This window comes from Galactobacter valiniphilus, from assembly GCF_003575975.1.
GTDB lineage: Bacteria > Actinomycetota > Actinomycetes > Actinomycetales > Micrococcaceae > Galactobacter > Galactobacter valiniphilus.
Map to the genome: position 1 here is coordinate 1 of NZ_QQXK01000007.1, position 21,764 is coordinate 21,764.

The window sequence follows — 21,764 nt, forward strand, 5'->3', positions numbered from 1 at the left end:
CGACAGCATCCTCGGACTCAGCGCCTGACCCCACACATCGAAGGACCGAGCGCTACACCACTACCGGGGACTTGACCGGTCCAGCGGGCCAGGAGGCGCGCCCGCCGGGTGGGGATGACGCGCCCGTCGCCCTTCGCGTAGACCTGCATGAAGCCGAGCGCCCAGCGCGTGCGCTGCCGCACGAGCCCGGGGATCGAGTCGGGGGTTTCCTCCCGCGTCACGAGCTCGGGGGCGTAGGCCACGACGACCTTGTGGCCCAGGGTCGACAGACGCACGCCGAGATCGCAGTCCTCGGCGAGGCAGTCGGGGTCCCAGCCGCCCAGCTGGGTGAGCAGCTCCCTGCGCACGAACACCGTGGTGCCGCCGAGCGGGATGAAGCCGCGCCTGGCCTGATTGTGCAGGCGGGAGCGGAACCACGTGAAGTACTCGAAGCAATCGCGCAGCGCGTACCAGGAGTCCTGGTAGTTCACGAGCTGGACGGCGCCCTGCACGGCGTCGGCACCGGTGATCGCGAAGGTCGTGTCGATGTGGCGCAGGAGGTGCGGCGCCGCGATGGACTCGGCGTCGAAGATCCCGACCACGTCGCCTGTGCAGAGTTCGAGCGAGGTGTTGAGCTGGACTGGCTTGCTCTTGGTGCTGTGGCGATCCACCGAGACCTGGGCGTGGTGGGGGTAGCGGGCGGCGATGCGGCGCGCGGCGCCGGTGGTGTCCGGGTCGTCGTGGCCCACAGAGATGATGATCTGCGGCGCCCCGTGGCTCTGCGCCAGGAGTGCGCGGATGGTGGCCTCCATGACCTCCTCGCTCTCGTGCCGGCACGGCACGATGAGCGAGAACGTCAGGTGCGAGCGGTGGGCGGCGGTGCCGTAGCGGGTGCGCCGGCGGGTGTCGGGGCTCCACCACGCGTAGGTGTTCAGATAGAGCGAGAAGACAGCGATGAGGGTCAGGGCCAGGGAGATGGCCACGGACGCGAGCGTCACGAGCGCCGCGAACATCAGGCGTCACCGTCCCCGCGGCCGCAGGCGACCCCGTCCCCGTTGCGGTCGAGACCCTGCGGATCCACCCCCGAGACGCGGACGATCAGGCCTGTGGCAAACATGGTGCGCACCTCTGTGCAGCGGTAGGGATGGGTCATGGCGGAGGGGTCCTGCCCCGCCGCGAGCATCTGGCTCACGTGCTCGGCTTGGCTTGGGGGGACGGACGGGAGGCACTGCCCCGTCTGGCCGTACTCCTTGAGGCAACCGCCCGTGCCGCGCTCGCTGCCGAGGACGTCTTCCGGGGCCACCTTGGGTGCCGGCTTGAGCGAGCGCTCGCGCGTTCCGTCGGCGCGCAGCGGCGCGGCGTCGCCGGAACGCGACGCCGCGCCGTCGAGCGTCGTGCCCTCGCCGCCCCGCGCGACGGCGGGCGGCGGGCTCGAGCTCGCGGGCGGCAGGGCCGTGGCCCCCGCCCTGAGGGGCGAGCGTCCAGCTCCCCGGCGTCGGCGCCGGAGGAGGGGCTCGCGGAGGGTCCTGTCCCCGGGCTGGGGGTCGGCGAGGGGGTCGCCGAACCCGGGGAAGGCGTGGCGCCCCCGGGGGTGCCTGGCACGGCGGCCGAAGGGCCGGTGGCCCCTAACGATGGCCGCACTGCCTCGGCTTGCCCCGCGGAGTGCGCCGCGTGTGGGTCGTCGATCCGCGCACCGCGCTGGGCGCCGAGCGCCACGGTCACCGCGAGGGTGAGCACGGCGCAGGCGAGAACGACGAGGCCGGGCACGAGCCGGCGGCGGGAGGAGGTCAGGGGGCTCACAGGACCCACACCCACCTGGCCACGCTCGGCACTCCGCGCGCGTTGCTCACCGTGAGCATGTACGGCCCGGGCGGGACGAGGTTGCGGTTGGCGGTGAGCTGCGCGGTGCGCCTGGTGCCGGTGCCGGAGATCGGCAGGTCGATGAGCCGGGCGTTGGTGTCCGTCTGGTGGGTCGCGGAGAGCGGCGCGATGAGCTGGGCCTTCACGACATCGCCCGTGACCTGCAGCGCGAAGGACCGACCGGCCGTGACCGAGCTCGGGGCCTGCGTGATGGTGGGTCGGGTGCCCTTGAACAGGTATGGGGGCGAGTAGAGCGAGATGCGCAGCTCGAAGGAGTTGTCTGCCGGATTGGAGCCGAGCACCGCCACGCGGCCGTCGGGGAGCAGGATCGCGGAGGAGTGGTAGTTGCGGGGCACCGGATCCGGCGAGATGGACGTCCAGGCGTTGGCGTCCGGCGCGTACAGCGCGGCGCTGCGCACGCTCTGGGAGCGGTTCTGTTGGGAGCCGTTGGAGGCCAGGACCGTGCGATCCGCCAGGTTGACGAGGTTGACGTAGAGCTTGCCGGGGCCGGGGAGGTCGGGGCCGGCCGTGTAACTCGGGGTCTGTGCCTTGAGGTCGACGATGTCCACGAGGTTGATGGCCGCGCGGTTGCCGTCGGTGTTGCCGCCACCCACGATCATGACGCGCTGGTCCTGCACGGGGCCGATGAAGACGCTGCCCGCCTGATCGCGCATGTCCTTCTCGCGCAGGCCGGGCACGTCCAGCACGCTGGCCGTGCGCCAGTCGTAGAGCGAGGAGCCGGTGCCCGGGCGGCCGTTGCCGAAGGTGTGGGCACCGGAGTAGAAGAGCGTCCCGTCGTCCAGCAGGAACATGTGCGGGTACGTGCCCCAGTAGGTGTAGGTCTGCGGCACCTGGTTCAGGGGCAGCCAGCTTCGGGTCTTGGTGTTGAACATCTGCGTGGCCACGGTGCCCTGCGCGTTGGCGTTGAGGCCGCCAGCGGCCCAGATGTCGCCGTTGCCGAGCTTGGTCAGGCTGGGGTACCAGTGCGCGTCAGGCATGTCGGAGACCCGGTGGCAGGAGTCGTCCTTGGGGTCGAAGTAGTAGCTCTTGGGGGAGCTCTTGAAGGTGTTGGGGCCGTCGCCGGCGCCGGGGAAGGCGGCGGTGCCTCCGGCCAACAACACCTTGCCGTCCGGCAGGGTCACGTGGCCGGCGCAGAACATGTCGTAGGGGGTGGGGATCTGCTTGAAGACCCCGGTGGTGGGGTTCCACACGACCGAGCGGAAGGTGCCGGCGGCGAACTGGTTGCCGTCGTTGCCCGAGCCGGCGATGAGCAGGAGCCGTCCGTCTTTGAGCAGGGTCGAGTGGATGGCCCGGACGGGGAGCTCGGTTGCTGACACGGACCAGCTGCCCATGAGCGCGGGGTCCCCGGGAGGCAGGACCGGCTCCTCCGGCACGGCCTTGAGGGAGTAACCGGTCGTGTCCAGGGTGCCGTCGCCCGCGAGCGTCACGCCCCAGGCGAGGCGGTCCGTGCCCGCGGGGAGCGGCGCCGTGATGGCCTCGCCCGTGGTGAAGCCGGGGCTCGCGGGCAGCGTCGCTGCGTCCTGCCAATAGGACCAGCCCTCCGCGGTGTGCCGGAAGAGCGAGAGCGTGACGGGGAGGTCGGAGCGGTACTGCACCGCGACGCGGTAGCTGCGTTCCGGCTGCACGCTCGGCGCGCAGGAGAGGTCCTCGGAGGTCAGCAGCTTCGCGTCCCCCGAGCGGTGATCGGAGATGCTGGTCCGGTAGCTGCGTGCGCCGGTGGGGGAGCCCGCCGGGACCTGGTCCCCGAGAGCGGTGGAGACCGTGCGTTCGTCCCAGCCGGCCAGCGCGAAGCACGCGGGCATCCCCGCGTCACCGTCCTCCGTGAGGAAGGGGTTGGCGACGAGCTCGCCGGCGGGGTCGGCCGGCGCTTCGCTGAGCAGGCGCGCGGAGTAGTCATCGGTGACGACGGTGCCGTTCTGGCCGAGCGAGAGGCCAAAGCTGAGCCGTTCGGTGCCCTCCGGGATGACCGGGGTCGTGGCGACGACGCGGGTCCAGCCGGCGGCCGCCGGATAGCTGCGGACCTCGCCCCAGTAACCAAAGCTGCCGCCGGCGCGGCGGAAGAGCGTGAGCGCCACGGGAGCGGTGGAGCGGTACCAGAGCGAGATCTGGTAGCTCTTGCCAGGCAAGACGACTGGCGCGCAGGCCGCGTTCTCCTGCTGGATGAGTTTGGCGTCGCCCTCGGTGTGCCCGCTCAGCGTCAGCGCGATGGCCCTGGCCCCCGTGCGCCCGGGAACGGCCTCCCCGGTGGCGGGGGTGCCCCACCCCACGCGCGAGAAGCACGTGGGTTCGGTGGCGCCCTCCTCGAGCGAGGGGTTCGAGACGAGCTCCGGCCCGCCCGGCACGGCGGCGGCGCTCGCCGGTGACGGCGCGCTGGCGACGGGAACGAGGAGGGTCAGGAGGCAAGCGAGCGCGGCCACGAGCACTGGTGCTCGGCGGCCGCGGCGCTCGGCCGCGCCGTGAGAGCGGGTGCGCCCCCCGGGGGCGCCCAAAGTGATGCATGTGACGGTCCCAACGGTGCGGGTTCTACCGACGAGCGGCCCCGCGAGCGGGCGCCGGCACCAGTGACGATAGGAGGGCCGCCCGTTGTTTGTCACGGTGTTAGAACAATGTCACAGACATATTTGTGAAGGACCTATAAAAATACATCCGGGGGCATCAAAAAACCCCGGGACTTCAGTCGAAAACGACCGTCCGATGCCCATCGAGGAGGACCCGGCGCTCGGCGTGCCAGCGCACGGCGCGGGCCAGCGTCTGGGCCTCGACGGTGCGCCCGCGCTCCACGAGCTGCGCCGGGGTCCGGTCGTGTCTCACGCGCACGACGTCCTGGTCGATGATCGGGCCCTCGTCCAGGTCCGCCGTGACGTAGTGGGCGGTGGCGCCGATGAGCTTCACGCCGCGCTCGTGCGCCTGGTGGTAGGGGCGGGCGCCCTTGAAGGAGGGGAGGAAGGAGTGGTGGATGTTGATGGCGCGGCCGGCCAGGGCGCGGCAGAGATCGTCGGAGAGGATCTGCATGTAGCGGGCCAGCACCACGAGCTCGATGTCGTGCTCCTCGATGAGCTCCAGGATGCGGGCCTCGGCCTCGGGCTTGGTCTGGGGCGTGACCTCGATGCGCTCGAAGGGGACGCCGTGGAACTCGGCCAGCGGACGCAGCGCGTCGTGGTTGGACACCACGAGGGGGACGTCGATCGGCAACGAGCCCGAACGGCGCTGGAAGAGCAGCTCGTTCACGGCGTGCTCTGCCGTGGAGCACAGGATGAGGGTGCGCAGCGGCGCGGCGGAGGAGTGCAGCTCGAGCCGCATGTCGAAGGCCTCGCGCACGGGGGTGAGGCGCTCCTCGAGCGCGGCGCGGCCCCCCGCCGTCTCGACCTCAACGCGCAGGAAGAAGGTGCCGGTTTCCGCGCTGCCGTACTGCTGCGACTCGATGATGTTGCCGCCGGCGGCCAGGAGGGCCCCGGTGATGGCGTGAACGATCCCGGGACGGTCGGGGCAGGCCAGGGAAATGATGAAGCGCGGCAGAGTACTCACGCGCCCCAAGCGTAGTGGTGCTGGGTGCGACCCGCCGCTCCGTGACGCGCGGGCCCCCTATTTGCCCTTGCCGACGTAGTCGAAGTGCCAGTATTCGCGGGCCGGGTTGAGCTTGCCGGCGGAGGTGTAGCGGTGCACCCGCTTGGGGTGCTCCCAGCCGTACTTCGGTGCGTTGGCCACGAGCCAGGCGAAGCGCGCGGAGTTCCAGGAGTAGGCGCCGTGCTCCGGGGTGTCGAAGGAGAGACCCTTTTCGTGGACGGAGGTGCCGGGCTTGGCGGCGAGCCACCCGCCGAGCTCGCGGTAGATCGCCCGTTGCTGGCTCGAGCTGCGGTAGCCGAGGTCGATGTAGAGGTCCTCGCCGAAGCGGGCCCTGAACGCCTTGTTGAGGGCGTTGAGGTCGGCCACGGCCGGGGCCCCGATCAGCGCGTGAGTGGAGAAGTCGGCGCGCGCCAGGTACTTCGTGGGGATGTTGCCCACGGGGAGCTTCTTGAAGGCGGCGAGCGAGATCTTGGACGTGTTGGAGGCGGGGGCGGGGCTCGTTCGGCTCAAGCCGGTGGTGGTCATGACCGCATTGCGATAGCCGCCGGCGTTGACCTTGAACTTGCCCTTGCCCGCTCCGCCGAGCTTCCACACGGGGGTGCCGGAGGGGACCGTGAACGTGAGCGACTTCCACGTCACGGTGGCGGTGCGCGTCGTAAACCACAGGTCGCGCGCGCCGTTCTGCGTGGTCACGTAGTCCTTCTCGCCGACCTTCGTGAGGCCCGCGTTGAAGTTGCGCACGTAGTGGGGGGAGACAAAGCCGGTCTTGCCCGCATAGCTGAGCTTGAACCAGCCGTTGGCCGTCCTGGCGCTCGTGGAGAACACGTGCCCGCGGGGGATGACCCCGAGCGAGCGCGTGCTGGAGCTCGCCCCCTCGCGCAGGTGCACACGGGTGGTGGTCTCCTTGGAGGCCTTGGCGATCGGGGTCGTCTTCACAGCGGCACCGGCGGCGGGGGCGGCCACCACACCGAGGGCGGCGGCCGTGGCGGGGCTGGCGGACTGGGGTGTCGCGTCGGCGGCGGTACAGGCCACCAGCGGAAGCGAGGCCGCGAGGGTAACCGCGGCACACGCGCGCCACGTCAATCGAGCGGCGGAGCGCGTACGGGGGTCCATGGGAGGTCCTTGCTTAGGGTACGGCGTCACCCCTCACGCTAGGGCATGCTCCGATGCCTGCCAAGCGTGGGCCAGCGCCGCGCGCGCGGCGCGCCGCCCCGCCCGGGTGGCCCCGATGGTCAACGCGCTGGGTCCGTACCCCACGAGGAAGAGGCCGGGCGCGCCAGCGACCGACACGTCGTCGTCGGCCATGGCGATGCCGCCGCCGGGAGCCCGCAGGGCGAGCGGGGCCAGGTGGCCGAGCGAGGCCCTGAAGCCGGTGGCCCACAGGATCGCGTCGACCTCCTCGTGGCTGCCGTCGGCGAAGTCGACGCCGCCCGGCGTGAGCCGCGCCAGGGGGCCGCGGGAGACGAGCACGCCGCGTTCGATGCCGGCGACGTAGCGGGGGATGAGCGGCAGGCCGGTGGCCGCCACGACGCTGAGCGGCGGCAGGCCGCCGCGCGTGCGGGCGGAGACGCGCTGTTCGACGGCGCGCCCCCAGTCCTGGTCGAAGGCCAGGGGCGTCCAGCGCGGGGCCCCGCGGGTGGACCAGAGGGTGTCGACGCCGTTGGCCTCGAGCAGGAGCACAAATTGGACGGCGGAGGTGCCGCCGCCCACCACGAGGACGCGGCGGCCGGCGAAGTCGGCGGGGGAGCGGAAGTCGCGCGTCGTGAGCTGGGGGCCGTCGAAGCGCCCGGGCGTGGAGGGGATGAAGGGGCGATCCCACGTGCCGGTGCCGCTGATCACGGAGCGCGCCAGGTATACGCGCCGCGCGCCGCTCGGGCCGCTCGCCTCGAGGCGGTAGCGCCCGTCCTCGGCGCCGACGCGGCTCACGCGGGTCACGCGCCACGGGCGCTGGACCTCGAGCCCCTCGGCGTCCGCGTAGGCGCCGAAGTAGCGCTTGACGACCTCGCGGGCCGGCTCGGTGGGGTCGGGATCGCCGAGCGGGGCGCCGGGCCGGATCGGCGGGCGTCCGGGGCGTCACAGAGTCGTTGCCGTGGGTCATACGGGCGTCAACCACGGCGGATCGCGCGTCATTCCGCGTCACGAACGCCGCCGCGCGCGACGCATGGCACAAGTACTTCCGAGCCCCTTGCCAAGCGGGCCCCGGATATCGGAAGGTGTGACTCACAACCCATCCAGAGCGGCTGAGAGATCTGGCTCAGTGACGCCGCAGCAACCTTCGTCCCGGCAGGGCGAAAGGTGCTTCCGCCAGGACCGATGGATAAGCACAGCGTCTTTGTGTGATGAGTTTCCGTCGTGGACCGCCCTCAAGGGCGGTGCGCGGCAGCGGCCTGTCACCTGCCGACGGACACCGTGCTGATCCCGTGAGCATCACGAGGAGCACTGCAACCATGCCGCACTATCCGGCACCACCACCGTCCCTGTCCTACGAGCTGTTCCCGCCGGCCTCCGCCGCGGCGGCGGAGCGACTCGAGGTCTCCCTCGAGGCCCTGGCGCACACCGAACCCGACTACGTGTCCGTCACCTATTCCGGCACGCCGCACCGCCGCCGCGCCACGCTCGACCTCGTCGATCACCTGGTCCGCGACACCCGGCTGCGCCCGCTCGCCCACTTGACCTGCGTGGGTGAGAGCGCGGAGAGCCTCGCGGGCCTGGTCCGGCACTTCATCGGGCTCGGCGTCCGCGGCGTGCTGGCCATGCGCGGAGACCTGCCCGAGGACCCGGCCGCCGACGTGGGGGAGTACCCCTTCGCCCGCTACCTCGTGGAGCTCATCCGCGAAGTGGAGGGGCAGTACAGCGCGGCCCTCGGGGCCGGCCGGCTCTCCGTGGGCGTGGCCGCCTACCCCGTCCGCCACCCCGAGTCGCCGAGCTTCCAGCACGACGTCGAGGTGCTCGTGGGCAAGCAGCGCTCCGGCGCCGACTACGCCATCACGCAGGTGTACTTCCGCCCGGAGGACTACACGCAGCTCGTGGACGCGGCCCGCCGCGCCGGGGTCACCATCCCGATCATCCCCGGGGTGCTCCCCGTGGATTCGCCCGATCGGCTGGCCCGCCTGGCCAAGCTGACCGGCGTGGAGCCCGACCCGCTGCTCGGCCACGCCTTGGAGACGGCCTCGGACGAGGCCGAACGCCGCCGGATCGGCGTGGAGTTCGCGGCGAGCCTGGTCCGCCGGGCGCTCGGGGACGGCGCCCCTGGCGTGCACGTCTACACCTTCAACCGGCACGAGGGAGCCATCGACCTCGTGGAGCGACTGGACCTGCCGGGCCAGCGCACCGACGCCAGGCACGGCCTGGCCGCCCGCGTGGGCGCCTGAGCGCCTCCCGCCCCCACCCTGCCACAGACCAGCACCACCCGCCGCCGGGCACCGAGCCCGCGGCACCCCCTCACTTCCCGCGCAGAGACCGCGCCGGGATCAGCACACCCAAAAACGGGTGAAAACAGGAGAGATCATGACGCAGCAGCCGCTGAACCCCGACTTCGACGCCACCGTTCTTGGGTACCCCCGCATCGGTGCGGACCGCGAACTCAAGAAGGCCCTCGAGGCCCATTGGGCGGGGAAGATTTCCCTCGACGAGCTCCACGCCGCCGCCGGCCAGGTGCAGCTCGCCGACCTCACCCGCCTGGCCGGGCTGGGGCTCGACGCCGCGGGCGGCGCCCTCCCGGGCGACGTCGCCTACTACGACCAGGTGCTCGAGACCACGGCGGCGCTCTCCGCCGTCCCGAGCCGCTTCTCCGGCGTGATCGGCGAGCGCATCGGCACCGCCGAGGCCTTCGTCCTGGCCCGCGGTGACGAGGCGAACGCCCCGCTCGAGCTGACTAAGTGGTTCGACACCAACTACCACTACCTCGTGCCGGAGATCGGCCCGGGCACGGCCTTCGTGGCCGATCCGGAGCGCCTCGTGGCGAACCACGCGGCGCACGCCGCGGCGGGCTTCGAGTTGCGCCCCACGCTCGTGGGCCCGCTGACTTACCTGCTGCTCGCCAAGGCGGAGGACGGCGCCCCGGAGGGTTTCTCCCCGCTGGAGCGGCTCGACGACGCCGTGGCCGCCTACGCTTCCCTGCTCGCCGCGCTCGGCGCGGCGGGCGTGAAGCTGGTGCAGCTGGACGAGCCGGGCCTCGTGACCGAGGAGGGCGCCAAGCTCGCCGCCGACGGCTCCACCGTGACCCGCGTGTACTCGGCCCTCGCCGCGGTGCAGAGCGCCCCGCGCCTGTTCGTCACCTCGGGCTACGGCACGGCCGGCGACCCGGCCCGCCCGGGTCACGTGCAGGGCGAGCTGGCCCGCGCCGGCGTGGCCGTGGTGCACGCGGACCTGGTCCGCGGTGCCGCCCCGGCCGCCGCCCACCTGGGCGAGCTGAACGGCGCTACCCTCGTGGCCGGCGTCGTGAACTCCCGCAACATCTGGCGCAACCGCCTGGGCGAGTCCCTCGCCGCGCTGCGCACGCTGCAGGCCGAGGTCACGGAGGCCGGCGGCGCGCTCGCCGTGGGCACCGCGACGAGCCTGCAGCACGTCCCGCACACCGTGGCGGCCGAGACCGCCCTGCCGGAGCACCTCCCGGCCTGGCTCGCCTTCGCCGACGAGAAGGTCGCCGAGGTCGTGACGCTCGCCAAGGGCCTGCGCGAGGGTGACGCCGCCATCGCCGCCGAGCTCGCCGCCGACGCCGAGGCCCACGCCGCCCGCGCGGCGTTTGCCGGGACGAGCGTGGCCGCCGTCCGCGAGCGCCTCGCAGCGCTGACCCCGGAGGACCTCGAGCGCGCCGACGCCGAGGAGCGCCGCGCGGCCCAGGCCGCCGCGCTGGGCCTGCCGCCGCTGCCGACCACCACGATCGGCTCCTTCCCGCAGACCGCCGAGGTCCGCAAGGCCCGCGCCGGGGCCCGCTCTGGCGCGCTCAGCGAGGCCGAGTACGAGGCCTTCCTGAAGGCCGAGATCGAGCGCGTGGTGCGCTTCCAGGAGGAGCTGGGCCTGGACGTCCTGGTGCACGGCGAGGCCGAGCGCAACGACATGGTCCAGTACTTCGCCGAGAACTTCGACGGCTACGCGCCCACGACCCGCGGCTGGGTGCAGTCCTACGGCTCGCGCTCCACGCGCCCGGCCATCCTGTGGGGCGACGTCTCCCGCCCGCGCGCGTTCACCGTGCCGTGGATCTCCTACGCCGCCTCGCTGACCGAGAAGCCGCTCAAGGGCATGCTCACGGGCCCCGTGACGATCCTGGCCTGGAGCTTTGTGCGCGACGACCAGCCGCTCGAGGTCTCGGCCCAGCAGGTCGCCCTGGCGCTGCGCGACGAGATCGAGGACCTGCAGGCCGCCGGCATCGGCATCATCCAGGTGGACGAGCCGGCGCTGCGCGAGCTGCTGCCGCTGCGCGCCGAGGCCCAGCCGGACTACCTGCGCTGGTCGGTCGACTCCTTCCGCCTGGCCACGGCCGGCGCGGACACCGCCACGCAGATCCACACCCACCTCTGCTACTCGGAGTTCGGCGAGGTGGTCGGCGCGATCGACGCGCTGGACGCCGACGTCACCTCGATCGAGGCGGCCCGCTCCCGCATGGAGGTCACGGGCGACCTGGCCGAGTTCGGCTTCTCCCGCGGGATCGGCCCGGGCGTGTACGACATCCACTCGCCGCGCGTCCCCTCCACGGAGGAGATCGACGAGCTGCTCGCCGAGGCGCTCAAGCGCCTGACCCCCGAGCAGCTGTGGGTCAACCCGGACTGCGGCCTGAAGACCCGCGCCTACCCGGAGACCGAGGCCTCCCTGCGCCACCTCGTCGAGGCGGCGGCCAAGGCCCGCGCCGCGATCGCCGCGTCCGTCTAAGGACGCCCCACCTGCTCGACGCCGCCCGCTCACCGTGGGCGGGCGGCGTCGGGCACCGTCTCATCCCGCACTTTTCGTCTCATCCCGCACCTTCCGTGCGGGAGACGACGAAAAAGGCGGGAGGGGGCACCGCAGCTTCAGAAGCACAGCATCTTCTCCAACGACAGCCGTCAAGCGAATCGAGATCCACCATGACCGCCCAGCAGCAGCCAGCCACCGCCGGGGTCCACGCCGGCTACCGGCCCTCCGGCGAGCAGCGCCCGCTCACCCCGCCCGTCGTCACCTCGGCGGCGTTCGCGTTCGCAAACCACGCGGAGGCGGCGGAGTCCTTTGCCTTGAAGCGCGCCGCGTTCACGTACTCGCGCACGGGCAATCCCACGGTCTCGATCCTCGAGCAGCGCCTCGCGGCGTTGGAGGGTGGCACGGCCGCCGTGGCGACGGCGAGCGGGCAATCGGCCGTGGCGCTGGCGTTGCTCGCGCTGCTGCAGGGCCCGCGGCACCTCGTGGTCTCGGCGCGGCTGTACGGCGGCACGGTGGACCTGCTCACCGACACCTTCTCCGACTTCGGGGTGCCCGTGAGCTTCGTGGAGCCGGGGGACCTGGGCGCCTGGGAGGGCGCGATCGAGGCCGACACGGTGGGCTTCCTGCTGGAGTCGGTGACGAACCCGCAGGCCGAGGTGATCGAGCTCGAGCCGATCGCGGCGCTGGCTCACGCCCACGGCATCCCGGTGGTCGTGGACAACACGCTCGCCACCCCGTACGCCTACCGCCCCCTGGAGCACGGGGCCGACGTGGTGGTGCACTCCGTCACGAAGGGCCTGGGAGGGCACGGCTCGGCGCTCGGCGGTGCCGTGGTCGTGGGGTCCTTCGACTTCTCGGATCCCGTGCGCTGGCCGCAGATCGCGGCGCCCCGAGAGCGCTATCGCGGGGACTCGCTGCTGCAGCGCTACGGCGCCGGCGCGTTTGCGATGCTCGTGCGTTCCAAGTTCCTGCACGACCTCGGCCCGGCACTGGGCCCGGAGGCCGCGGCCCAGCTGCTGCGCGGCGTGGAGACGCTCGCCGTACGCGCCGGCCACGTGGCCCGCTCCGTCGAGGAGCTCGCGGAGGCGCTCGAGGCGCACCCGGCCGTGGCGCGCGTCCACCACGTGTCGCGGCCCTCGCACCCGCAGCACGAGCTCGCGGCGCGGGACTTCGCGCGCGGGACGGGCTGCATCTTCGGGCTCGAGCTCGTGGACGAGGCGCTCGTGGCGCCGTTCGCTGACTCCCTCGAGCTGGTGACCCTCGCCGCCAACATCGGCGACGCCAGGACCCTGCTGGCGCACCCAGCCACCATGACCCACTGCCGCCTCTCCGCGGAGCAGCTGCGCGCGGCCGGGATCTCCCGGGCGCTGCTGCGGCTCTCCGTGGGCCTCGAGGATCCCCGCGACCTCAGCGCGGATCTGACCCAGGCGCTCGACGCCGCGTGGGCCGGTTGGGAGGGTGCCGCGCCTGAGGGTGCCGCGCCCGTGGGTGCCGCCCCGGCGTCGCCCACCGTCCCTGGACTTGCCGCCCGCCCGGGCGAGCCAAACCCCCGAGCCGCCACCGCGGCGTCGGGCATTTCACCCCGCCCCACCCCGGCAGACATCTACGCGCTGGCCGCCACCGCGGCGGCAAGGAAGGCCTGAGTCATGTCTCTGTACACCCCTGGTTTCGACACCCGCGCCGTGCATGCAGGGCAGGCACCCGATCCGCTCACGGGCGCCGTGGTGCCGCCGATCTATCAGACCAGCACGTTCATTCAGGACGACGTCAACGTGCTGCGCGCGGGCCACGAGTACTCGCGCGGCTCCAACCCCACGCGGGGCGGCTTCGAGGAGCAGCTCTGCGCGCTGGAGGGCGGGTTCAAGGCGTACGCCTTCGCCTCCGGGATCGCGGCCGAGGACGCGCTGCTGCGTTCAGTGCTGCGCCCGGGCGATCACGTGGTGATCGGCTCCGATTCCTACGGCGGGACCAACCGGCTGCTGCGGGACGTGTGGGGGCCGTGGGGGATCACGCACACGGCCGTGCCGGCCGGGGATCTGGACGCCGTGCGGGCCGCGATCCGGCGCGACGCGACCGCCGTGCTGTGGGTGGAGACGCCGTCGAATCCGCACCTGGGGATCGCCGACCTCGCCGGGTGGGCGCAGGTGGCGCACGAGGCCGGCTGCCTGTTCTTCGTCGACAACACCTTCGCCTCGCCGGCGTTGCAGCGGCCCTTGGAGTGGGGCGCGGATGCCGTGGTGCATTCGACGACCAAGTACATCGGAGGGCACTCGGACGTGCTCGGCGGGGCCGTGGTGGTCTCCGACGTGGAGTTCCTGGGCAAGCCGCTCGCCGATGCCGTGGCGTTTGCGCAGTTCGCGGCGGGGGCCGTGGCTGGACCGCAGGATTGCTTCCTGGCGGCGCGCGGGCTCAAGACGCTGGGGCTGCGGGTGCGTCAGCACTCGGCCAACGCGCTCGAGGTGGCGCGCTTCCTCGAGGCGAAGGCGCTCGCCGGGGACGGCGTGGCCGAGGTGTTCTACCCGGGACTCGAGTCCCATCCCGATCACCGGCTCGCCGCGCGGCAGATGTCCGGCGGTTTCGGTGGCGTGGTGTCGCTGCGGCTGGCCGGGGGCGAGGCGGCTGCCCGGCGCTTCGTCACGGCGACCGAGCTGTTCGGGCTCTCCGTGTCCCTGGGCGGCGTGGAGTCGCTCATCTGTCTTCCCACCGAGATGACGCACGGTCCGCTGCGCGGGACGCCCCGCGAGATCTCGGCGGATCTGGTGCGCCTCTCGGTGGGGATCGAGGACGTCGCCGACCTCATCGCGGACCTCGAGCGGGCCTTGGATGTGGTTGCAGCCGAAGCGCTCGGGGCGCGGGTCGAGGTCGTGCGGCCCGGCGTGGGGGCCGCCGTGCCGGCGGTGCGGGTGCAGGCGCCCGAGGCCGAGGCGGTCGAAGCGGACACCGTCGCGGCGCCGCCGGCCGAGGCCCGCCGGGAGAGTCTTCCTGCACCTCTCGCGGCGGTGCGCGCGGCAGTGCCGGCGCTGAAGTTCGGGGGCATGCACGACGGCGGCCGCCCACCTTTCGGTGGGCGGCCGTCGCGCGCTGTGGGCCGGGTCGAGAGAGGCCCGGCTACTTGGTCAGGGGCCAGACGTTGAACTTGCTCCAGCAATCGGTGGGTTCGCCGTCGTTGGGGCAGTTGACGCTTGGCCACTCGACGGCCCCGGGGGTGGGGGGAGCCTGGTCCACGATGGTGGTCGTGACGGCGGCCCAGCTATCGAGGTTGCTGGGGGTGAAGCTGCCGCCAGAGTAGTAGCGCTCGCCGATGTAGAGTCCCGTCTCCGGAGCCACGATGATGTCGTGGCCCAGCTCGGCCGAGCGCAGGGCGACGCCTGTGCGCCCGTCCAACTGCACCTTCGTGTCAGCGACCGTGATGCCGGGGATGAGGGCGGCGGTCCGGAAGAGCAGCGAACGGTCGGCGCTGTCGAGCTGCCCCTGGCGCAGGCGGTCTGCAATCCACACGAAGGCACGTTCGGACTCGGATTCCCGGCCGCCCTGCTGCTGCGCGTGCTTCAGGAGCTCGCGGGGGTTGTCCGGCCAGTCGTCGGAGTGGCCCAGGGGCGTTCCGGGGCTGTAGAAAGCTCCGCCGGGGCCGGCCACGAGGCTGCCCTTCTCGTACCTTTTCTGGAGTTCAACCAGCTCGGCGAATTCCTGATCGGTCATCTTCGACATCGGCCGCACCGGCAGCTCGGAGTGACGCACCCACACCCACATCCCCGAACGATCGGCGGGGATGTACATCTCGTCCCGGACGGAGCGAATCCAGGACGTTTCCTTGCCGTCTTGGTCGACCGATCCGGACCCGTACTCAGCCACCGAACTGACCTTGAGATACTGCCCGGGCTTGAGGGGCGGATCGCTGAACTTCACGGCGTTGTCGGCGGCCTGATTGAGGACGGCGGCGGTCGCGGGATCCGGGCCGAGGGGCGTGTTGGTGGGCCCCAGCAGCTGGGCCGCGACGAGGGCGCCGGCGGCGAGAGCGGCAGCGCCGCCGAGGAAGCCCAGCCGCTTGGCGCGGGAGGCGCCGCTCAAGCGGCGGCGAGCGGGCGCCGTCGTGCCCTGGGCCTCGCCGTTGATGGCGTTCATGAGGTGAGCGCGGGAGGCAGTGAAGGCCTCGGGGCTGACGTCGGCGTCGGTGGGGCGGGCGTCATGCAAGAGATTCAGAGAGTCCATGACCGGCCTCCTTGCTGTGGGTGGGGCAGGGGAGCGCTGCGCCGAGCTTGGTGCGCGCGCGGTTGAGGCGGGATCGGACCGTGCCGACCGGGATGCCGAGGGCGTGGGAGATCTGCTCGTAAGTGAGCTCCTCCCAGGCGTAGAGGATGACCACATCGCGGTCGCCGCGCGGGAGCTTGGCGAGGCGCGTGGCGACGAGGAAGGTCTCGGAGAGGAGATCGTCGGCCACCTGCCGAGTGGAGCGGCTGGAGGCGTAGCGATACACGGTGGCGGCGTGGCGATCGAAGAGATCGGCAAACGCCGCCGGCTCCCTCAAGGAGCGTGCGATGACGTCGTGATCGGTGTTCACGGTGGGTATTGCTCCGTGGGGTTCGGCGGGTTCACGAAAAGTTTCGCCCAGTGGACGGCGGAAGGGTGTGAGGGGAGCGGTTTAAACATATTTCTTGGGTTCCGGAAATATCTCGCTTCGAATCTATCTTCGAATGACGTGCGGTGGGAGAATGGTTGGAAACACGAGGGAGTGGCGGGGTGTTGTGAAATCGATTCTGCCGCTGTGATGGCTCATTGTCAGGCGCGCTCTGGGAGGTGAATCGTGTCGGAAAAGTTCTTGTTGGATCAGGCGCTCGGGCTCCTGCGGGAGGCGGTCGAGGCGATCGCCGCCGGGGGCGACCGGGCCGGCGAGGCCGAGGTCGTGGAGCTGCTGGGGGTGGCCTCGGACGTCTCGCGGGCGGCGGACGGGCTGCGCGTGGCGATCACCGGGGTGGTGGGCCGCCGCTCCGAGGGCCTCTCGCGGGCCGAGGCCCTCTGCTCCCGGCTGGGGTTCCGCTCCACCAAGGCGCTCATCTCGCAGGCCTTTGGTGTGCAGGCCGGCGCCGCGGAAACGCTCGTGACGCTGGCCCAGGCCACGGGGCCGCGCACCGGCTTCTCCTCGGGGGACCTGCCGCCCTTCCGCCCGGCGCTCGCCGCGGCCCTGCTCGCGGGGGAGATCTCCGCTGACCAGGCGATCGCCGTGCATCGAGGCCTGCCGCATCCCGGCTCGGCCGAGCTGCAGCCGGGCATGACGGAGGCGGCCGAACGCTTCCTGGTGGACGGGGCCACGGGCGGCCGCGTGGGCTTCGACGAGGCAGGGCGGCCAGTCATCACGCACGGGGATCCCACACGCGGGCGGGCTGATGCGGGCGCGGGCACGGCCGCGGGCACCGGGATGCTTGCCGGCGGCGGAGAAGTCGCGGGGCTACCAGGCGGCGGCCCTATGCCCGACGACGCGGCGGGCGGCTTGGGTGCCACAGGCGGCGGTGCCGCCGGCCCGGGCGACGCTTCCGGTCCCGCCCCGCTGGAAGGCCCGGCCGACTTGGGGCAGGGCGGCTCAGTCCTGCCTGGTTCGGGTCAGATCACGGGGGCCGGAGACGGCACCTTCTGGAACATTCCCGGCGTCACGCCTGCGGGCGGCGCCACGTCGGTCGGCACGCGAGGGCGCACCCCTGCGGACATGGACGTGTGGGGCCCGCGCCGCATGGAGCCGCACCTCGTGCGCGTGCAGGCCGGGGCTTGGCGGGACGCGATCGACCCCGACGGGGTGGAGCCGCGTGACGGCGAACAGGTCCAGCGCCGGTCCTTCAAGGTGCAACGCGCGAGCGGCGGCGGGTGGAGGCTGACCGGGTATGCGCCGGAACAGGCCGGTGCCGCGCTTGCACACTTCATGGACGCGCAGACCGGGCCGCAGGCCCACCCGGACCGCTTCCTCGACCCCACGGGAGAACACTCGGGCTCTGCTCACGACGTGCCCGGGTGCAACGCAGATACAACTGTGGACGCCGCAGGCCGGGCCGCGGACGACAAGCGCACGCCGGAGCAGAAGGGCTTCGACGCCCTGCACTCGCTCGTCGAGGCGCACCAGCGCCAGCAGGACGAGGCAGGGCCGGGCGGCTCCGGCGCCACCCTGGTGGTCACCGTGACGATGTCGGCGCTGGATCGCTACGCCCGGTCCTTGGGAGCGATCGGCAACGCCGCCGAGCTCCCCGGCTTGGCGGCGTGGGCGCAGGCGCAGCAACCTTCGCTTCCCAGTGGTGCAGGCTCGACTGGTGACGTCATCGGCGGACGCCAAGCTGACCAGACGGGCCAGACGGGCCAGACAAGCCCGAACGGCTGCCTGACTGGCCGCGGGCCTTCGGCGCTGGGCGCCACCTTGGACGGGCTCTTCGCCTCACACTCCCGCTCGGACGAGGCGGTGCCGATGTCCACGGTCGCCGCGATGCTCTGCACCCACGCCCTGCGGCTCGTGGTCACCGACGATGCGGGCACGGCCGTGCGCCTGGGGCGCCAGCAGCGCCCGTTCTCCAAGGCCCAGCGACAGGCGCTCGCCGCGCGGGATCGGCACTGCCGGGCTCCCGGATGCCTCGCGCCGCCGTCCTGGTGCCACACCCACCACGTCATCCCGTGGTCGGCCGGCGGCCACACGAATCTGGACAACGCGATCCTGCTCTGCTCGTTCCATCACCACGAACTCCATCGCGGCCGCCTCGGCGTGGTGCCCGCCCGCGAGGTCGGGGCCGTGGGTCACCCATGGGCCGTGCTCAGCGTGTGGCGTCTGCGAAGGTTGGCCGCCGAACGGCGCCAGGAGGCACGGACCGCGGCGGCGGATGGGCAAGGAGCACGCCAAGGCGCGGGGCAGGGAATGGGGCAATCCAGCGGGCAAGGACGAGTTGCTTGGTCTCCCGATGAAGCGAACCGGGCCGCGCGCTCGCGGCCGTCCGCCTGGAGCTCGAGGGGTCCGAAATGGACCGCACCGCTGAGTTCTGGCCGCCCTGAACCCGGCCGCTCCACACACCCATCGCCGTGGCTGGCGGGGATACCGGAGCTGGGCGTAGACAGCAGACCGCTAGCCAGACCGGCCCGTATGAGTGCCCGGCAGGGGTCCCCGCGCCGCGCCGAGCTCCACTGGCACTCATCCCGACGGATCCGTCTCGCGGTCGATGCGGCCGGGCCCCGAAGCCCGTAGCGTCGAGCCCATGCTGTGGGGAAGCGAACGCCATCACGTACTGGCAGACACCGAGGGACTGAGCCTCGTCAACGACGGAGTGGTCGAGGACCGCGTGCCGTGGCACCGCCTGCGCAAGGTCGAGCTTGACGTCCCCATCGGCAAGGGCTGGCGCAAGGCGGGCTGGTGGGCGGCCCTCGCGGCCTCGGTTGTCGGTGATGCCGGCATCGACGGACCCGAGAGCTACGGGGAGATCACCGCCCGGATCTACACGGACCTTGACGGCGATACCACCAACACCATCTGGATGGTGCCGGCGGACGCCGAGCGCCGCCTCACCAAGGCCAACGCGCGAGACCTCAGCGCCCTCATCGATCGGGCCATCCTCGATCCCCGGCTCCGGGCCGAGCTCGCGGCCGAGGGGGCGCGCTGATGGTGAACGGCCTGCGACTCGGCGGACCCATGAAGGATCACTTCGCGGTGGTCACGCCGGACGGCTTCGACGTCGCCGCCGCCCCGCTCGTCCGCGACGGCAAGCGCCTGCGCTTCAAGGCCCCGCGTTTCCTGCGTTGGGACGAACTGAACGACGTCGACGCCGAGCTGCGCAAGGCCGGGGCCAAGGATCTGCTCGGCGTGGCCCTCAACCTGATCCCCAGCGACTCGGACGCCGTCGAGGCCAATCCGCGCGGCTACCTGCGCCTCGTCTTCTTCCTCACGGACGGCACCGTGCTGCACGCCGACATCCCGCGCTCCCTGCGCTGGAGGCCGGACCAGGCGTGGGTGGATGAGTTCCTCGCCGGTGCACGCCAGGCCATCGCACACCCCGAGGCGCGCGCGGGATTCGCGCGCTGAGGCCTCCGCCGTCACAGGCCGGCCGGGAAGCTCAACACGGTGCAACGTGCTGACCCCGATGCACGAGCCCGCCTGAGTACCGATAGAGTGGATTCCGTCGCGACTGGCGTGAGGTGGATAACCACCGGGGAGCGGCACCTGTGTCACACGGACCGCACGCCTGGGTCCGGCGCGAATCCAGGGGCCAGCTAGGCCCCGCCAGCAATGTTTCGTCCACACAGGAGAAGCCCGTGTCCCAGAGCACGAACGTCACCAATCTGCCGCTGTCCGAGGTTGACCCGGACATCGCCAACCTGATCACCGACGAGCTTGGTCGCCAGCGCGACACGCTCGAGATGATCGCCTCGGAGAACTTCGCCCCGCGCGCCGTTCTCGAGGCCCAGGGTTCGGTCCTGACCAACAAGTACGCCGAGGGTTACCCGGGTCGCCGCTACTACGGCGGCTGCGAATTCGTCGACCAGGTCGAGGACCTGGCACGCGACCGCGTCAAGGAGCTCTTCGGCGCCAAGTACGCCAACGTTCAGCCGCACTCGGGTGCCTCGGCCAACGCCGCCGCCCTCGCCGCGATGATCAACCCCGGCGACACGATGCTCGGCCTGTCCCTGGCCCACGGCGGTCACCTGACGCACGGCATGAAGCTGAACTTCTCCGGCAAGCTCTACAACGTCGCCGCCTACGAGGTGGAGCCCGACACCTTCCGCATCGACATGGACAAGCTGCGCGAGCAGGCCCTGGCCGTTCGCCCGCAGGTCATCGTCGCCGGCTGGTCCGCGTACCCGCGCCAGCTGGACTTCGAGGCCTTCCGTTCCATCGCCGACGAGGTGGGCGCCCTCCTGTGGACCGATATGGCCCACTTCGCCGGCCTGGTGGCCGCGGGCAAGCACCCCAACCCGGTGCCGTACTCCGACGTCGTGACCTCCACGGTGCACAAGACCCTCGCGGGCCCGCGCTCCGGCCTGATCCTCACGAACGACCTCGAGATGTTCAAGAAGATCAACTCCAACGTCTTCCCGGGTCAGCAGGGCGGTCCGCTCATGCACGCCATCGCGGGTAAGGCCGTTGCCTTCAAGATCGCCGCCTCCGAGGAGTTCGCCGAGCGTCAGGAGCGCGTCCTGTCCGGCGCCCAGATCCTGGCCGAGCGCCTCAACGCCTCCGACGTGGCCGAGGCAGGGGTGTCCGTCCTCACCGGCGGCACCGACGTTCACCTCGTGCTCGTCGACCTGCGCAACTCGAAGCTGGACGGCAAGCAGGGCGAAGACCTGCTCCACGAGATCGGCATCACGGTCAACCGCAACGCCGTGCCGTTCGATCCCCGCCCGCCGATGACCACCTCGGGCCTGCGCATCGGTACGCCGGCGCTCGCGACCCGCGGCTTCGGCGACGCCGAGTTCACGGAGGTGGCCGACATCATCGCGACCGCCCTCAAGGACGGCGAGAACGCCGATGTTGCCGCCCTGCGCGCCCGCGTCGACAAGCTGGCCGCCGACTTCCCGCTGTACCCGGGCCTCGAGGAGTGGTGATCGAGTGACCGCACAGGTCCTCGACGGGCGCAAGGCGTCCGCCGCGATCAAGGAAGAACTGACCGAGCGTGTTGCCCGCCTGAAGGAGCGCGGCATCACCCCGGGCATCGCCACCGTTCTGGTCGGCGCCGATCCGGCGTCCCAGCTCTACGTGGGCATGAAGCACAAGCAGTCCGAGGCCGTCGGCATGAACTCCATCCAGCGTGAGCTCCCCGCGAGCGCCACGCAGGAGGAGGTCGAGGCCCTCATCGACGAGCTCAACGCCGATCCGACGTGCCACGGGTACATCGTGCAGCTGCCGCTGCCCAAGCACCTGGACACCGACGCGATCCTCGAGCGCATCGATCCGGACAAGGACGCCGACGGCCTGCACCCCACCAACCTGGGGCGCCTGGTGCTGAACGTGAACTCGGAGATCACCTCGCCGCTGCCGTGCACCCCGCGCGGCGTCATCGAGCTACTCACCCGCAACGGCTACGACCTGAACGGCAAGCACGTCGTGGTCGTCGGCCGCGGCGTGACGATCGGCCGCTCCATCGGCCTGTTGCTCACGCGCCGCGAGTTCAACGCGACCGTCACGCTGACCCACACGGGCACGGTGGACGCGGGCCAGTACCTGCGTCAGGCCGATGTCATCGTGGCCAGCGCCGGCGTGAAGCACCTCATCAAGGCAGAGGACGTCAAGCCCGGCGCCGCGGTCCTGGACGTGGGCGTTACCCGCGAGACGCCGGCCGAGGGCGGCAAGCCCAAGGTCTACGGCGACGTGGATCCGGCCGTGGCCGAGGTCGCCGGCTGGCTCTCGCCCAACCCGGGCGGCGTGGGCCCCATGACGGTGGCCCTGCTCATGACCAACGTGGTCGAGGCCGCGGAGCGCTCGGCGGGCCTGTAAGCCA

General features: G+C 71.8%; 16 protein-coding genes, 1 pseudogene and 2 riboswitches. Of the genes and pseudogenes, 9 read left to right on the forward strand and 8 right to left on the reverse strand.

Annotated features, from left to right (window positions below):
• Positions 1 to 17: 17 nt before the first annotated feature.
• The 6 genes from DWB68_RS04625 to DWB68_RS04650 form a co-directional block, all read right to left on the reverse strand.
• Positions 18 to 992 carry a glycosyltransferase gene (locus DWB68_RS04625; RefSeq protein ID WP_119423983.1) on the reverse strand — a complete coding sequence of 325 codons (975 nt, stop codon included), beginning with the start codon at positions 990 to 992 and terminating at the stop codon, positions 18 to 20.
• On the reverse strand, positions 992 to 1,282 hold the full coding sequence (locus DWB68_RS04630) for a hypothetical protein (RefSeq protein ID WP_119423984.1): 291 nt from the start codon (positions 1,280 to 1,282) through the stop codon (positions 992 to 994). The genes DWB68_RS04625 and DWB68_RS04630 overlap by 1 nt, the downstream gene beginning before the upstream one ends.
• A 493-nt stretch (positions 1,283 to 1,775) precedes the next feature.
• Entirely contained in the window at positions 1,776 to 4,277 is a 2,502-nt protein-coding gene (locus DWB68_RS04635; RefSeq protein WP_233548615.1) for a galactose oxidase early set domain-containing protein, read from the reverse strand.
• Positions 4,278 to 4,533: 256 nt separating this feature from the next.
• The gene (purU, locus tag DWB68_RS04640; RefSeq protein ID WP_394162027.1) at positions 4,534 to 5,385 is read right to left on the reverse strand and encodes a formyltetrahydrofolate deformylase; all 852 of its coding nucleotides are present in this window, start codon (positions 5,383 to 5,385) and stop codon (positions 4,534 to 4,536) included.
• A gap of 57 nt (positions 5,386 to 5,442) precedes the next feature.
• Positions 5,443 to 6,537 (reverse strand): SH3 domain-containing protein, encoded by a 1,095-nt coding sequence (locus DWB68_RS04645; RefSeq protein ID WP_119423986.1) that lies wholly within the window; start codon positions 6,535 to 6,537, stop codon positions 5,443 to 5,445.
• A 33-nt stretch (positions 6,538 to 6,570) separates the two neighbouring features.
• Positions 6,571 to 7,479 (reverse strand): flavin-containing monooxygenase, encoded by a 909-nt coding sequence (locus DWB68_RS04650; RefSeq protein ID WP_119423987.1) that lies wholly within the window; start codon positions 7,477 to 7,479, stop codon positions 6,571 to 6,573.
• 169 nt (positions 7,480 to 7,648) lie between these two features.
• A riboswitch (SAM riboswitch) is annotated at positions 7,649 to 7,744 on the forward strand.
• A 127-nt stretch (positions 7,745 to 7,871) separates the two neighbouring features.
• Here DWB68_RS04650 and DWB68_RS04655 point away from each other — a divergent pair.
• From DWB68_RS04655 to DWB68_RS04670, 4 genes and pseudogenes are all read left to right on the forward strand, one after another.
• Positions 7,872 to 8,795 carry a methylenetetrahydrofolate reductase gene (locus tag DWB68_RS04655; RefSeq protein ID WP_119423988.1) on the forward strand — a complete coding sequence of 308 codons (924 nt, stop codon included), beginning with the start codon at positions 7,872 to 7,874 and terminating at the stop codon, positions 8,793 to 8,795.
• A gap of 136 nt (positions 8,796 to 8,931) precedes the next feature.
• Entirely contained in the window at positions 8,932 to 11,292 is a 2,361-nt protein-coding gene (metE, locus tag DWB68_RS04660; protein ID WP_119423989.1) for a 5-methyltetrahydropteroyltriglutamate--homocysteine S-methyltransferase, read from the forward strand.
• A gap of 191 nt (positions 11,293 to 11,483) precedes the next feature.
• A complete protein-coding gene (locus tag DWB68_RS04665) occupies positions 11,484 to 12,956 on the forward strand; it encodes an O-acetylhomoserine aminocarboxypropyltransferase/cysteine synthase family protein (RefSeq protein ID WP_199700379.1) in 1,473 nt (490 codons plus the stop codon).
• 3 nt (positions 12,957 to 12,959) lie between these two features.
• Positions 12,960 to 14,135 (forward strand): annotated as a pseudogene (locus DWB68_RS04670) (cystathionine gamma-synthase); the annotation flags it as partial.
• A 286-nt stretch (positions 14,136 to 14,421) separates the two neighbouring features.
• Here DWB68_RS04670 and DWB68_RS04675 read toward each other — a convergent pair.
• Both DWB68_RS04675 and DWB68_RS04680 read right to left on the reverse strand, forming a co-directional pair.
• Complete coding sequence (locus DWB68_RS04675) at positions 14,422 to 15,522, reverse strand: hypothetical protein (RefSeq protein ID WP_119423990.1); 1,101 nt, start codon at positions 15,520 to 15,522, stop codon at positions 14,422 to 14,424.
• The gene (locus tag DWB68_RS04680) at positions 15,497 to 15,871 is read right to left on the reverse strand and encodes an RNA polymerase sigma factor (RefSeq protein ID WP_119423991.1); all 375 of its coding nucleotides are present in this window, start codon (positions 15,869 to 15,871) and stop codon (positions 15,497 to 15,499) included. Before DWB68_RS04680 ends, DWB68_RS04675 begins: the two co-directional genes overlap by 26 nt.
• Before the next feature lie 243 nt (positions 15,872 to 16,114).
• Between DWB68_RS04680 and DWB68_RS04685 the strand changes: the two genes are divergently transcribed.
• The 5 genes from DWB68_RS04685 (at position 16,115) to DWB68_RS04705 (ending at position 21,760) form a co-directional block, all read left to right on the forward strand.
• Positions 16,115 to 18,520 (forward strand): HNH endonuclease signature motif containing protein, encoded by a 2,406-nt coding sequence (locus tag DWB68_RS04685; protein ID WP_119423992.1) that lies wholly within the window; start codon positions 16,115 to 16,117, stop codon positions 18,518 to 18,520.
• 10 nt (positions 18,521 to 18,530) lie between these two features.
• Complete coding sequence (locus DWB68_RS04690) at positions 18,531 to 18,932, forward strand: hypothetical protein (protein WP_147391577.1); 402 nt, start codon at positions 18,531 to 18,533, stop codon at positions 18,930 to 18,932.
• Positions 18,932 to 19,351, forward strand: a complete 420-nt coding sequence (locus DWB68_RS04695; protein WP_119423994.1) for a hypothetical protein — start codon at positions 18,932 to 18,934, stop codon at positions 19,349 to 19,351. The genes DWB68_RS04690 and DWB68_RS04695 overlap by 1 nt, the downstream gene beginning before the upstream one ends.
• 89 nt (positions 19,352 to 19,440) lie before the next feature.
• Positions 19,441 to 19,524: riboswitch (ZMP/ZTP riboswitch) on the forward strand.
• Positions 19,525 to 19,581: 57 nt separating this feature from the next.
• Positions 19,582 to 20,871, forward strand: a complete 1,290-nt coding sequence (glyA, locus tag DWB68_RS04700; RefSeq protein WP_119423995.1) for a serine hydroxymethyltransferase — start codon at positions 19,582 to 19,584, stop codon at positions 20,869 to 20,871.
• A gap of 4 nt (positions 20,872 to 20,875) precedes the next feature.
• Positions 20,876 to 21,760: a bifunctional methylenetetrahydrofolate dehydrogenase/methenyltetrahydrofolate cyclohydrolase gene (locus DWB68_RS04705; protein WP_119423996.1), complete on the forward strand. Its 885-nt coding sequence runs from the start codon at positions 20,876 to 20,878 to the stop codon at positions 21,758 to 21,760.
• Positions 21,761 to 21,764 lie beyond the last annotated feature (4 nt).